14 protein-coding genes and 1 pseudogene are annotated in these 12,076 nt (G+C 64.1%); 3 read left to right on the forward strand and 12 right to left on the reverse strand.

Annotated elements, in window-relative coordinates; translation table 11 throughout:
• Positions 1–60 precede the first annotated feature (60 nt).
• From tnpC to E4191_RS24350, 4 genes and pseudogenes are all read right to left on the reverse strand, one after another.
• Positions 61–1,713, reverse strand: a complete 1,653-nt coding sequence (gene tnpC / locus E4191_RS19385) for an IS66 family transposase (protein ID WP_139615504.1) — start codon at positions 1,711–1,713, stop codon at positions 61–63.
• A gap of 63 nt (positions 1,714–1,776) precedes the next feature.
• A complete protein-coding gene (gene tnpB, locus E4191_RS19390) occupies positions 1,777–2,130 on the reverse strand; it encodes an IS66 family insertion sequence element accessory protein TnpB (protein WP_139615503.1) in 354 nt (117 codons plus the stop codon).
• On the reverse strand, positions 2,127–2,555 hold the full coding sequence (gene tnpA, locus E4191_RS19395) for an IS66-like element accessory protein TnpA (RefSeq protein WP_139615515.1): 429 nt from the start codon (positions 2,553–2,555) through the stop codon (positions 2,127–2,129). The genes tnpB and tnpA overlap by 4 nt, the downstream gene beginning before the upstream one ends.
• Positions 2,556–2,575: 20 nt before the next feature.
• Positions 2,576–3,404: pseudogene (locus E4191_RS24350) on the reverse strand (integrase core domain-containing protein); the annotation flags it as partial.
• Between E4191_RS24350 and E4191_RS19405 the strand changes: the two are divergent.
• Together E4191_RS19405 and E4191_RS23910 are read left to right on the forward strand one after the other, a co-directional pair.
• Positions 3,341–3,655 (forward strand): substrate-binding domain-containing protein, encoded by a 315-nt coding sequence (locus tag E4191_RS19405; RefSeq protein ID WP_228461852.1) that lies wholly within the window; start codon positions 3,341–3,343, stop codon positions 3,653–3,655. The pseudogene E4191_RS24350 and the gene E4191_RS19405 sit on opposite strands and share 64 nt — an antisense overlap.
• Complete coding sequence (locus E4191_RS23910) at positions 3,643–3,810, forward strand: hypothetical protein (RefSeq protein WP_176562812.1); 168 nt, start codon at positions 3,643–3,645, stop codon at positions 3,808–3,810. The genes E4191_RS19405 and E4191_RS23910 overlap by 13 nt, the downstream gene beginning before the upstream one ends.
• Before the next feature lie 39 nt (positions 3,811–3,849).
• On the opposite strand, the gene E4191_RS19410 is transcribed toward E4191_RS23910, so the two are convergent.
• Positions 3,850–4,506 carry a TenA family protein gene (locus E4191_RS19410; RefSeq protein ID WP_139616047.1) on the reverse strand — a complete coding sequence of 219 codons (657 nt, stop codon included), beginning with the start codon at positions 4,504–4,506 and terminating at the stop codon, positions 3,850–3,852.
• Complete coding sequence (locus E4191_RS19415) at positions 4,503–5,339, reverse strand: BtpA/SgcQ family protein (protein ID WP_139616048.1); 837 nt, start codon at positions 5,337–5,339, stop codon at positions 4,503–4,505. Before E4191_RS19415 ends, E4191_RS19410 begins: the two co-directional genes overlap by 4 nt.
• A 32-nt stretch (positions 5,340–5,371) precedes the next feature.
• Between E4191_RS19415 and E4191_RS19420 the strand changes: the two genes are divergently transcribed.
• On the forward strand, positions 5,372–6,253 hold the full coding sequence (locus E4191_RS19420; RefSeq protein WP_139616049.1) for a PfkB family carbohydrate kinase: 882 nt from the start codon (positions 5,372–5,374) through the stop codon (positions 6,251–6,253).
• Between the two features lie 8 nt (positions 6,254–6,261).
• Here the strand turns inward: E4191_RS19420 and E4191_RS19425 are convergent, their stop codons facing one another.
• From E4191_RS19425 to E4191_RS19450, 6 genes are read right to left on the reverse strand one after another with little or no spacing between them, the layout of a single operon-like run.
• The gene (locus E4191_RS19425) at positions 6,262–7,023 is read right to left on the reverse strand and encodes a glutamine amidotransferase (protein ID WP_139616050.1); all 762 of its coding nucleotides are present in this window, start codon (positions 7,021–7,023) and stop codon (positions 6,262–6,264) included.
• A 21-nt stretch (positions 7,024–7,044) separates the two neighbouring features.
• Positions 7,045–8,109: a phosphotriesterase family protein gene (locus E4191_RS19430; RefSeq protein ID WP_136887137.1), complete on the reverse strand. Its 1,065-nt coding sequence runs from the start codon at positions 8,107–8,109 to the stop codon at positions 7,045–7,047.
• A complete protein-coding gene (locus E4191_RS19435; protein WP_136887138.1) occupies positions 8,106–9,107 on the reverse strand; it encodes an ABC transporter permease in 1,002 nt (333 codons plus the stop codon). The genes E4191_RS19430 and E4191_RS19435 overlap by 4 nt, the downstream gene beginning before the upstream one ends.
• On the reverse strand, positions 9,107–9,862 hold the full coding sequence (locus E4191_RS19440) for an ATP-binding cassette domain-containing protein (protein WP_228461853.1): 756 nt from the start codon (positions 9,860–9,862) through the stop codon (positions 9,107–9,109). Before E4191_RS19440 ends, E4191_RS19435 begins: the two co-directional genes overlap by 1 nt.
• A gap of 14 nt (positions 9,863–9,876) precedes the next feature.
• On the reverse strand, positions 9,877–10,806 hold the full coding sequence (locus E4191_RS19445) for a substrate-binding domain-containing protein (protein WP_139616051.1): 930 nt from the start codon (positions 10,804–10,806) through the stop codon (positions 9,877–9,879).
• Between the two features lie 2 nt (positions 10,807–10,808).
• Positions 10,809–11,852 carry a LacI family DNA-binding transcriptional regulator gene (locus E4191_RS19450; RefSeq protein ID WP_139616052.1) on the reverse strand — a complete coding sequence of 348 codons (1,044 nt, stop codon included), beginning with the start codon at positions 11,850–11,852 and terminating at the stop codon, positions 10,809–10,811.
• Positions 11,853–12,076 lie beyond the last annotated feature (224 nt).

Genomic DNA, 12,076 nt, shown 5'->3' on the forward strand with positions numbered 1-12,076 from the left:
GCTGGCGCTTTGGCCTTCGTGAGTGCTCAGAATGAGCTCACTGGGGACTCCCGGATGAGCTCATTGTGAGGGGCTGGGGGTGGCGGCATAGGCCCACGGCATCAACGCATCGATGTCCTTGTCTAGATGGCCGTTGGCGAGCCTGGTGAAGAGATCACGCAGGTAGGCATAGGGTTCGACGCCGTTCATCTTGCAGGATCCGATCAGGCTGGCGAAGCGCGCCCACGACCGGCCGCCCTCATCGTGGCCGGCAAAAAGCGCGTTGCGGCGGTTCATGGCCGGGCTGCGGATGGCATTCTCGACCAGGTTGGAGTCCATGTCGACATGGCCATCCTCGAGGAAAAGCCGGAAGCCGTCCTGGCGCCTCAGCATGTATGCGAGCGCGACGCCGAGGTCGGATTTGCGCGAGATGCGTGCGGCCTGGGCGGCCAGCCAGGCGAAGAACTGATCCACCAGAGGGCAGGACAATTCCAGGCGAACCGCCCGGCGATGAACGGGGTCCGCCCCGCGGATGACATCCTCGACCTTGTAGAGCGCTGCGATGCGCACCAGCGCCTCGTCGACGATGGGCGAGCCCTTTTTCGGCTTGGCCTTGATCAGCTTGCGCCGTCCATGGGCCCAGCAGAAAGCCAACCGCAAGGGATCGCCGCCCGTGCGCTTTGGTGTGGCCAGGTGGGTATAGGCGCCATAAGCGTCAACCTGGATCGTGCCATTGAAGCCGGTCAGTATCTCATTGGCATAGTCGCCCTTCCGGCCGGGGCGATAGTGGAACACCACCCCCGGCGGTGCGGGGCCGTTCCAGCCCCGGTCATCGCGCAGCACCGCCCAGAGATAACCGGCCTTCGTCTTGCCTCGCCCGGGGTCCAGCACGGGGGCGGTGGTTTCGTCGACATAGAGCCGGGTGCTGCCCTGTTTCAGCAGCACCGCCATGCGGTCCACGACCGGGGCGATCAACGCACCGGTCCGACCCATCCAGTCGGCGAGGACCGATCGGTCGATCGGCACACCGTGCCGCGCCATGACCACGGCCTGGCGGTTGAGGGGCATGTGTTCGGAATGCTTGGACACCGCGATCTGCGCCAGGAGCGCCTCGGTGGGCCAGCTGCCCTCCAGAAGATGCGCTGCAGCTCTCGCCTGAACCACGCCCGTACGCCCTTTGGGACAGGCGTATTTCGGGCGGACGGAGACGATCACCTGATAGCGTGCCGGGATGTAATCCAGGCGCTCGGTTCGGTCCTCCCCGATCCGGACCATGTCGCCACAGCCGCAAGGGCAGACAATGCTGTCTGGCTCGATGACACGCTCGACGCGTGGTAGATGCTGCGGCAAGGAGCGCGCCTTGCGCTTCTTGCCCGGCACCTTCTTCTCGGGATCGGTCTCGCTGGCCGAGATCTTCGCCTCGACCGCGGCAATCTGTTCCTGGGTTTCGGCGATGGCGGCTTCCAGATCCTCCAGCGCCAGCTCGAGCTGTGCAGGGTCCAGCTTTTCCGATTTCGGCCCGAACTTCGCATGCCGGTATTGTCCGACCTGGCCTTCCAGCTTTTCGATCAGGGCCTTCAGTTCGGTGATGAAGGCGTCCTTCTCGGCCCCCACCGCCTGTTCATGCTGACGCGCCGCACGCTCCACCGACAGCTCGAACTGCGCGGCCTCGAACGCCTTCACAACCTCGGGCGGAAGGTCTGGAAACAGGCTGAGATCGAAGGGCTGCGACATGCGGATTCATAGCCTTTCCGGACAGGAAAGACCAATAAAACAACGCTACAACAGCCGAGTAAATCACCCCGCTGCAATGGGTGGAGCAACCCGCTGCGCAACGATCCGGCGCCAGTCCAGACCTTCGAACAATGCCTCGTGCTGGGCTCGCGACAGCCGCATTGTCCCGTCCTGAACCTTCGGCCAGGAAAAGCTGCCCTGCTCCAAAACCTTGTAAACCATCACCAGACCTGTTCCGTCCCAAACCAGAATCTTCAGCCTGTCGCCGCGTTTCGAACGGAACACGATTGTCACCCCGGAATGCGGATCGAGCTTCAGCTCGGTCTGCACGATCAGCGCCAGGGCGCGATGGCCGCAGCGGAAGTCCACCGGCCGCGTCGCGATCAGGATTGGCTGGCGTTGTCCCGCGACAATCATGCCGATCCTCGCAAAGCGCGCGCCACTGCTGCTGCCCGCTCTACCGGAACATCGCCTGGAACCCGCAGCACCAGATCGTTGCCGATCTCGATCGTGATGACCCCGACGGTCCGTTCGGGATCCGCAGACAGACCGACATCCTCAGGCTCCACCGAAACCGGCACAAAGGCTGGCAAAGCGTCAGACGCCACACCGGCCATGGCGTCAGCGGGCAGGACAAGACGGCCCTTGCGCGCCTGACGCCGCCAATCTGAAAGCTGATGCGCTGCCAGATCATGCCTACGCGCCACATCCGCCACCCGCGCCCTCGGCTGAAAGCTCTCGGCCACAATCCGCGCTTTCACATTATCCGGCCAGCGCCGATATCCACGTGTCCGCCGCACAACCTCGATGCAGCCGTCAAACCCGTCGCCGCCATCCGCCATCTTCATCTCCATCTGAATGCTCAGAACGAGACTCGCCGCTCGGCCAGCGTCGGGAAACCGCAGAAATCAATGGGGCGGGGACGGCGCATACGGTAATCATAGGGTGTGAGCCCCCTGAGGGTCTTGAGCCGCTGCGCGGAGTTGTAGGCTGTTAGGAAGTCGGCGATATGGGTGCGGAGCGGGTCTTGGTCGTCGTAATGGAAGCGTTTGACCGTAGCGTCCCTGATCGTGCGGTTCATCCGCTCGACTTGCCCATTCGTCCAAGGGTGGTTTGGCTTTGTGATGCGGTGCTCAATCCCGCTCGTCCATGTCCTCGGACCGATTGCGGACACGGTCTCGCCCTCGCCGATCATGTCGAACCGCATGGGCCTGGAATAGATGGTGTTGCGGTTTCTGGGCTGCTCGGCGAACTGGATGCCCCTTGCCATCGGGCTCGGACCGATGGCGCCCGCTGGCTCGATCGGTGAGAATGATGTGGACGTGATAAGATGAGCCGCAACGCGGCGAATGCCTCAAGCATGTTTTGCAGGAACTCTCAGGCTATCTTCCTGTGCGCCTTATCGACGAGCTGGGTCACGGCAAATTTGTTCGTGCGGTCAATGCCGACAAACGGAAATAGCTTGCCCTCAGCGATCTACACCTCTGCGATGTCGATATGGAAAAAGCTCATGGGGTAGCGCTTGAACTTCTGGCGCTTCTAATTGTCGCCTTCCACCTCGGGCAACCGGGAAATGCAGTTCGCTGCAGGCACCGATGCACCGCTGAACGCCTCAGATGCGGGATGGATGGCTGCAGGGCATAAGGGCAGTCGTCCAGCGGCAACAACCTCTGCCGCCGGAAAGCGACGACGGTCGGCCTTGCACGAACAAGTCGTCACGCCGATTATCGCGGCGCAGGGCCCAGCACATGAAGATACCGGTCTTGCTTTGGGGACCCAGCTTCTGACCGGTGCCGATCCGCCGGACGGTGTGTTCTGCATCATTGACCTGCTAGCATTTGGCGTCATGGATGCCGCCCACCACCGCTTTGGGCAACGGGTTCCCCAAAATCTGTCAGTGATCGGCTTCGACGACATCCCGAAGTTCGGATGGGAGGCTTAGACCTGGCCACCTTTGCCCAGCCCGTCAGCGGCATCTTCGATGTCTGCGTGGCCACGCTGTCGCGCCCGTCCGAGGGGGACGCAGCAGAGACGGTGCGTCTGTCGGCGCAGGTGATCTGGCACAAGTCATTACGCTCGCTGACCCGCAGCGATTAGACCTGACGTTTGGCCTGAAAGATGGCCCACGGGCTCATGTCACGTCTCGCCGGACCACGCGACGTCATGAAAGGCAATTTCCAGTCGCTGCACGTGGCCGAACAGGGCAACTAGCGCCGTCTGACGGTCCACCGGCAGGTCTGTGCCTAAGCGATCCACCCTGTCACGCAGCCAGAGTGCCTGCGCATGAAACTCGGGCGCGGTGTGTAGGGCGATCCAGTCCTGCCGAACCGGGTCGCGCAGGCGGGTGTCGCGATGAGCATCACACCATGTCCAATACATCCATTCCGCCGCGAACATTGCGGTAAGAATATCCGCAAGATCCCCATCCCGGGCGATGGCCAACATGCCATCCCGGAAGGCCGCCACACGCGGGTCGAGCTGCATATTGGGATCCGGGTCCAACCCGCGCTGCGCATGGGCGTTGCGGAAATAATCCATCTGCGCATGCGCAAGCCCGTCCAGCGAGGCGATCAGCTTGCGCCGGTCGTCCAGATCAGACGCCTTTGCAACGGCGTAGCCAAAGATGGCGATGGCGGTGTCGACGAAGGCCCCCTCAATCAGCAGGTAGCGGTTGAAGGCTGCCATAGGTAGCCTGTCCGCCACCAGATCCCGGACGAAGGGATGTGCGACCATCGCATCGAAGGCCGCTGCCTGATCGGACAGCATCCGTTCGCTAAGGCTGCCTGCCGTCATAATCCCGCCTGCGCGGCATCCACGAACCGGTGGACCCGTTCGGGCTCCACCGGATTCCACCAGACCCCGTCCTCTTTCAGCGACGAGGCTACGATTACGCCGTTGGTACGCCCCAGGATCGCCACGATGTTGGCCTCGGTCACACCGGAGCCCACGAGCAGAGGCAGGTGGGTCGCGCCGCCGATCTCATCGATCTCGCCCATGCTGGCGCTGTCGCCAGTGCGCTGGCCGGTGGCAATGATACAGTCGCTGTCGAAGAAGCCCAGATCGCGGGTTAGTTCCGGGATGGATCGGTCGGCCACGATGGCGTGGCTGCCGTGCTTGACATGCGCATCGGTGAACACCCGCACATGTTCGGCCCGCAGCAGAGAGCGGTATCTCAGGGCTTGAGCAGCGCGGCCCTCCATGAAGCCTTCATTGGCGACATAGGCATTGGCCCATTGGTTCACGCGGATGAAGGCGGCGCCCCCTGCCACGGCGGTGGCCAGCGCGGGCAAGGGCGCATTGGCCAGCACGTTGATGCCAATGGGCAGACCGAAGGCGCGCTTGATCCGGTCGGTGACGACGGACAGGAAGGCGGGGGTCTCGGGGCCGATCTCGTCGGGTTTGGAAAAGGGGATGTCGCCGTGGTTCTCCACGATCAACCCGTGCATGCCCCCTTGCACCAGACGTTCCGCATCGCGCATGCAGGTGTCGTAGATGTCGTCCATCGACGCCCCGCGATAGCGCGGCGCACCGGGAAAGGCGGGGCAGTGGATCATCCCGATCAGCGCCTTGTCACGTCCGAAGATGTCGCGGATGGCGCCTGCGGGTCGGTCGGAAATCAATGTCATGGGCTGCCCTTTCGAAGAAGCGGAGATTGGCGATGAAGGCTTTTGTGATCGGAAATGCAGCCATTGACGAGACCGTGTCGGTCGAGGATTTCCCCCGGCCCGGCGCCTCGATCTTTGGCCGCGCACTGTCGCAGGATCTTGGCGGCAAGGGCGTCAATCAGGCGGTGGCCATTGCCCGCACTGGGCTGGCCTGCCATCTGGTCGCGGCTGTGGGTCAGGATCCGCGCGGGCGCGAGATCGCCGCCAGGCTGGCGGCCGAGCCGGTGATGGCCCAGTTGATCGCGCTGCCCGGCGTGGCGACCGACAATTCGATCATCCTGATGGCGGGACATGGCGAGAATGCCGTCATCACCACCCGCGCCGCCGCAGGCGCGATGACCCCCGACCATGCCACCGTCGCGTTGGACAAGGCCGCCTCTGGCGATCTGCTGGTGCTGCAGGGCAATCTGGGCGCGGCGACGACCGCGGCGGCCCTGCAAGCGGCCCGGGCAAGGGGGATGCGGACCGTGCTGAACCCCTCGCCCCTGCAAGCTTATGTGGCCGATCTGTGGCCATTGATTGACTGCGCTTTTCTGAACGAGGACGAGGCCGCGATCCTCGGCGGCGACGCGCGCCTGCTGTCCCATGGCGTGGCCGAGGTCGTGCTGACCATTGGCGCGCGCGGCGCGGCGCTGGTGCGGCCCGACGCGCGGATCGAGGTTCCCGCAACCCCCTGCACGGTGGTGGACACGACCGGGGCGGGCGATTGCTTCATGGCGGTCGCGCTGGCCTCGGCGGCCCTGCGCGGGGTGGCCCTGGATGCCCGCGCCCTGCGCCATGCGGCGGTGGCGGCCGCATGGACGGTAGGCCAGGCGGGCACGGTCAGCGCCTTTCCCGACGCGGACCGGATGCGCGCGATCCTGGCAAAGGGATAGTCCGGGGATCACCGGGCGACCAGCCAGTCGAACAGGTTCTTCCACAGCGTCGGATACCCCTCCCACGCGCAGAATTCCGGCGACAGCCAATGCGGCCCCACATCCGACGTCCATGCCGCCGTTCGCCCCTGCCCATAGGTTCCCAGCACCAAGAGCGGATGGCCGCCCTGATCCTCGGGCAGGCGAGCCACCACGGTCGCGCCGTCGCGGACCATCACCTCGTTCACACCCAGAATGGGCGGCCATGCGGCGGGCATGCCCGTCATGGTCGGGTGGTCGGTCAGCACTATCTCGGCCTGCGCGCCCTCGGGGATCTCGACCCGGTCGTCCCACGGATGGCAGGTGACGGGCAGCGTGTCCTCGACCGCGGTGTTGCGCCACCGCGCCTTCCCGTCGATGCCTTGGAACGAGAAGTAGCCCCCGATCATCAGCAGGTTGCCCCCCTGCCCCACCCAGTCCCGCAGCACGCGTAGCCGGTTCGGTACCGTCTTCGACCGAAGCCAGACATCGGGCGGCAGCAAGAAGGTGTTCGCGCCAATATCAGACAGGATCACAATGTCATAATCAGCCAGCCCGTCGACATCGAACGGGAACCCCTCTGCAGCGTCGTGGGCGGTCATGTAGTCGATCTGGAACGCGCTGTCCTTCATCGCCTCCAGCAGGGGCGTCGCGCCGGTATGGAAGCGGACAGAGCCGAACTGGTCGAAGCCCTTGTAATGCGTTTCCGAGGTGGTCCAGCTTTCGCCCACCAGAAGCACGCGGGTTGTCATGGGAAGATCCTTTCGACTGTCTCAGAAGGTCGCGTCGAAGACGCGGCGCGGGTTGGTGACCATCAGCCGGTCGCAATCGGCGGCAGACAGGCCGTGCCGCATTAGGCGCGGCAGGAAATGGCGGGTGACGAAGGCGTATCCGTTGCCGCCGTAGCGGGTCAGCATCATCTTGATGAACACGTCTTGCGACAGCAAGATGCGGTCCAGAAAGCCCTGTTCCGCCAGCCCCATAACCGCGCGGGCCACGTCATCATCGGGCGGGCACTGCACGCCTTGGTCGGCGTAGAAAAAATCCATGCCGATCATGTCGAATTCGACGAAGGCGCCCCGCTGCGCCAGCGTCGCCTGATAGACCGGATCACCGTGCGAGGGGTTCATGTGGCACAGCACCGTGTGGCGCAGATCGGCGCCTTCGGATTCCACGATATCCAGCACCAGGTGGCCAAGCCGGAACCAGCCCGGCAGATGCACCATCAGCGGCAGGCCCGTGCGGGCCTGCGCCCGGGCAGCGCCGCGCAGGGATTTTTCCTCCTCGGGCGTGAAATCCGACGACACGCCGATCTCGCCGATCAGGCCGATGCGCGCGTCGGTGCCGTCGGTGCCGGTCAGCGCCTCGACCACGATCTCATCGGCGATGTTGTCTATGGACAGATGCGCCACCTGATCGGGCATCGAGCTGGCCAGATAGTAACCCGCGCCCATGACGATGTTCAGCCCTGTGTCCCTCGCGATGCGGCGCAGGGTTGTGGGATTGCGCCCGATGCCGCGACAAGTCGGGTCCACCACGCTGCGCCCGCCTGCGGCGGTGAAGGCGTGCAGCTCCTCGATGGCCAGATCCGGGTCGTCCAGCGCGATGTTGTGGCGATTTACGAAGGGATCCTGGCGCAGCTCTGACAGGATCTCGATGCTGATGGGACGGTCGGCCAGATGCTGACGCGCGGGGTCGGTCGGCGCGTTCCACCAGCAGCGGCAGTCGTTCTGCAGATGCTCGTGCATCAGGGTATGGCCCAGATCGGCGGATGGAATGGGACCGGTGACGGTCATCACCTGACCCGAGCGGACGTGGCAGGGGGACAGGTCGCTCATGTCCGGGCCCTTCCGAAGCGAAAGCCCCGGTCGAACAGCTTGGTGTTCAGCCAGATGGCGATCAGGATGATCGCGCCCGTGACGATCTGCGTGAAAAAGGGCGAGATATGCAGCAGGATCAGTCCGTTGCCGATCACAGCGATGGTCATGGTGCCCAAGACCGTGCCTAGCATCGATGCCTTGCCGCCCATCAGCGACGTACCGCCCAGCACCACGGCTGCGATGACCTGCAATTCGAACCCCTGCGCGGCATTCGACGACCCAGACCCAAGCCGCGCCGCGATCAGCATCCCTGCCACGGCCGAGGCCAGCCCGGCCACCACATAGACCGAGGCCAGCACGCGCTTGGCGGGCATGCCTACGCGGCGCGCGGCCTCCATGTTGGACCCGACGGCGATGACCTGCCGGCCATATTGCGTGCGCAGCATGACGACGAAACCAAGCGCCGCGATCAGCAGCGCGATCAGCGCCGGGACCGGAAAGCCCGCCAGCGTGCCGCGCCCCAGCCAGAAGAAGCCCGGAACCCCGGTGATGGGGATCGAATAGCCCTCGGTCAGGTACAGCGCAAAGCCGCGTAGGATCGACAGGCCAGCCAGCGTGACGATGAACGCGGGGATGCCCTGATAGGAAATGAACCACCCCTGAGCCGCTCCCACGGCCGCGCCAAGTGCCAGCATCAGCACCACGACCACCGGCCACGGCAGACCCGCAGCGATGGCGATGGCGCAGACGGCATTGACCAGCGCCACCTGCGATCCGACTGACAGGTCGATGCCTGCGGTGGTGATCACCAGTGTCATCGCCACCGCCACAATAAGTATCGGCGCCGCCTGCCGCAGCACATTGAGCAGGTTGCCCGTGGTGAAGAATGTCGAACTGCTCAGCCCGAAGATGGTCATGCACAGCAGAAAGAACATCGCGATCGACAGGACCTGCGCGTGCTCGCCGATGAAATCAGCTAGTGCGGACCCCGCCTTGCGTTCGGTATAAACAGCCATTAGTGGCCTCCCTTGCCGACGATCAGGTCGACCAGTTCCTGCAGATTGGTGTCAGGCGTCAGTCGCTCGGCGACCTTGGTGCCCTCGTACATGACGGCGATGCGGTCGCAGACGCGGAACAGATCCTGCATCCGGTGCGTGACCAGCACCACCGCCACGCCGCGCGCCTTGACGCGGTTGATCAGGGCTAGCACCGCCTCGACCTCGGCCACGGCCAGTGCCGAAGTGGGTTCGTCCATGATCAGCACTTTTGGATCGAAGCTGGCGGCGCGGGCGATGGCGATGGCCTGGCGCTGGCCGCCCGACAGCTTTTCGACCTTGGCGGTCAGACGGGGAATCCGGATTTCAAGCGCGGCCAGCATCTTTTCGGCTTCGGCCAGCATGCGGGGCTGGTCGAGAAAGGGGCCCCGTTTCAGCTCGCGCCCCAGAAACAGGTTGCCGACGACATCGACGTGATCGCACAGCGACAGATCCTGATAGACCATCTCGATCTTCTGGGCGCGCGCTTCGGAGGGGGTCGAGAACCGCACCGGACGGCCGTCCAGCAGGATCTGCCCGCCATCGGGGACATAGGTTCCCGACATAACCTTTGACAGGGTTGATTTTCCGGCGGCATTGTCGCCAATCAGGCCGATGCACTCGCCCGCGCGGATATCCAGATCAACGCCGCGCAGCGCCTGGTGCGAACCGAAGGTCTTGGTGATGCCGCGCAGTGATAAGATGGCGGGGGGATGATCCCCCCGCGCCGCTGTCATGGGGGCGGCCTGCATCACTCGAAGACCGCGCGGAAATCGTCCACGTTTTCGGAGGTGACGATGGTCACGGGGACCGAGATCTCGGCCTCGACCGTGCCGCCATCGGACAGCGTGCCAAGAGCATCTACCGCAGCGGCGCCCATTCCCGCCGGGTCCTGCTGGATCACCGCCTTGACGTAGCCCGCATCGATCCCGGAAATCGCCTGCGCGGTCAGATCCCAGCCATAGACGGCCAGATCGGCCTGCCGCCCCTGACTTTCCACCGCCGCGACCGCACCCAGCAAAGCCGGTTCCCCGGTCGCATAGATCGCGGTCAGCGTGGGGTTGGCCGTCATCAGGTTCTCTGCGGCCCCCAACGCCGTGTCCTGGACGTTCTGGCCGTCCACGGTCCCCGCGACGGTGACCTTGGCGCTGTCCAGCGCCTCTTCGAACCCATCCATCCGCACGTTTTGAATGAACGAATTCAGCGCGCCCACGATGCCCAAGGTCGAACCCTCGGCCAGAGCATCGTTCACGACGGCGGCCAGATCGGCCCCGGCCTGCGCATTGTCCACGCCGATCTGCGCCGACTGAGGTCCTTCAGGGAGGATCGCGTCGATCGCCACGACCGGGATGCCCGCATCCACGGCCTGCTGCACGGCGGGCATGATGCCGTTCACGTCGATGGCTACGACCGCGATGCCGTCCACGCCCTCCTGGATATAGGTCTCGATGGCGCTGTTCTGCGCCGCCGGATCGTTGTTCGCGTTGAAGATCAGCAGGGTCGCGCCTGCGGCATCCGCAGCCTCTTGCGCGCCGCGGTTCATGTCGTTGAAGAACAGCGCCTGCTGGTTGATCTGGACCAACGCAAAGGTCTTGCCCTCCTGCGCCAGCGCGGGGAGGGCTGCGGCGATTAGGCCGGTGGTCATCAGCGCACCCAAGGTGCGGCGGGTCAGGGTGGTCATGGTCAGTCCTCGCTGTTGGGGTTGCGGTGGAAAGGGCGGATCGGCGGCGCAACAGAATTCCGTTCGATCAGCGTGACATCCAGCAGCTCCTCTGACGGGGGCTTGTCCGGATCGGTCCCGTCCATGGCCAGCAACCGCCGTAGCGCGCGCTGGCCTAGTTCACGGACAGGCTGACGCACCGCGGTCACGGCGGGTGCGAACAGGTGCAGAGGCCCGACATCGTCGAAACCGATGACCGAAACCTGATGGGGGATGGCGATGCCCGCTTCGGACAGGATCTCGTAAAGACCGATCAGCAGTTCATCCGAGGTGGCAAAGATCGCCGTGGGCCGAGAGGCCGGATCCCGGGCGACAAAGGCATGCCCCGCGTTGCGGCCGGCCTCGACGGTATAAGGGCCGCAGGTTCGTTCGATCCTGTAGTCTGGCCCTGCGACCTCGCTTATCGCAGAGGCGAACCCCGCGAAACGATGAGCTCCGCTGACCATTTGGTCCACTCCGCCAATGAACAGCACGTGTCGATGGCCTGCCTGCGCCAGATGGCGCCCCGCCAGCCAGCCACCTTGCCGATTGTTGCAGAATATTTTGGGGACATGAGTGCCGACCACGTTTTCGTCCACGACCACGCAGCGGGGCAGCCGATTTATCTTGGCGGCCAACATGTCAGTGCCGGCATGGTTCGTGATGAAGATCAGGCCGTCGGCATGCCCCGTGCGCACGAGGTCCAGATAGGACAGCTCTCGGTCCGGACGGTTCAGCGTCGCATAGAGCGCCAGTGCCAGCCCCATATCGCTGGCCTCGGCTTCGACCGCAGCTACAAGCGCCGCGAAAAAGGGGCTCGAGATATTGGGAACGATCAGCGCGATGGTATCCGAGCGCCCCAGGCTGAGACGCCGGGCATGGGGGTTGGGGGTATAATCCAAGTCAATGATCGCGGCATCAATCAGCTTTGCGGTCCTGTCCGGAAGCTCCAAAGATCTGTTCAGGTAACGCGATACAGTCGCCTTGGAGACGCCGGCAGCAGTGGCAACATCCTGCAAATTGGCCAAGCAATCTTTCCCCAACGCTCAATAAAGCGGTTTAGTAAACTGGTTTATAAGAGAACGATGAGGGGAGAGGCAGCGCCTGTAAAGAAAAATTTCACCGGCAGGATGGCCACTGCTCGTTTTCTCAGCTGCGACGACAGTGAAGGAATGGTTGAAACAGTCGGTAGAGTTCCTTTTAACGGCGGCGGCAAACAGTCGCAGAAACGTCAGCTATAAGGAGTCCACCT

This window comes from Paracoccus liaowanqingii, from assembly GCF_004683865.2.
Taxonomy (GTDB): Bacteria; Pseudomonadota; Alphaproteobacteria; order Rhodobacterales; family Rhodobacteraceae; genus Paracoccus; species Paracoccus liaowanqingii.

What these genes read in the sequence shown, in the direction of transcription:
- E4191_RS19435 (WP_136887138.1), bottom strand. Translation starts at nt 9,107, where the DNA reads ATGGCTGTTTATACCGAACGCAAGGCGGGGTCCGCACTAGCTGATTTC.
- E4191_RS19445 (WP_139616051.1), bottom strand. Translation starts at nt 10,806, where the DNA reads ATGACCACCCTGACCCGCCGCACCTTGGGTGCGCTGATGACCACCGGC.
- E4191_RS19420 (WP_139616049.1), top strand. Translation starts at nt 5,372, where the DNA reads ATGAAGGCTTTTGTGATCGGAAATGCAGCCATTGACGAGACCGTGTCG.
- E4191_RS19425 (WP_139616050.1), bottom strand. Translation starts at nt 7,023, where the DNA reads ATGACAACCCGCGTGCTTCTGGTGGGCGAAAGCTGGACCACCTCGGAA.
- tnpB (WP_139615503.1), bottom strand. Translation starts at nt 2,130, where the DNA reads ATGATTGTCGCGGGACAACGCCAGCCAATCCTGATCGCGACGCGGCCG.
- E4191_RS23910 (WP_176562812.1), top strand. Translation starts at nt 3,643, where the DNA reads ATGGGAGGCTTAGACCTGGCCACCTTTGCCCAGCCCGTCAGCGGCATC.
- tnpA (WP_139615515.1), bottom strand. Translation starts at nt 2,555, where the DNA reads ATGGCGGATGGCGGCGACGGGTTTGACGGCTGCATCGAGGTTGTGCGG.
- E4191_RS19415 (WP_139616048.1), bottom strand. Translation starts at nt 5,339, where the DNA reads ATGACATTGATTTCCGACCGACCCGCAGGCGCCATCCGCGACATCTTC.
- tnpC (WP_139615504.1), bottom strand. Translation starts at nt 1,713, where the DNA reads ATGTCGCAGCCCTTCGATCTCAGCCTGTTTCCAGACCTTCCGCCCGAG.
- E4191_RS19410 (WP_139616047.1), bottom strand. Translation starts at nt 4,506, where the DNA reads ATGACGGCAGGCAGCCTTAGCGAACGGATGCTGTCCGATCAGGCAGCG.
- E4191_RS19440 (WP_228461853.1), bottom strand. Translation starts at nt 9,862, where the DNA reads ATGACAGCGGCGCGGGGGGATCATCCCCCCGCCATCTTATCACTGCGC.
- E4191_RS19430 (WP_136887137.1), bottom strand. Translation starts at nt 8,109, where the DNA reads ATGAGCGACCTGTCCCCCTGCCACGTCCGCTCGGGTCAGGTGATGACC.
- E4191_RS19405 (WP_228461852.1), top strand. Translation starts at nt 3,341, where the DNA reads ATGGCTGCAGGGCATAAGGGCAGTCGTCCAGCGGCAACAACCTCTGCC.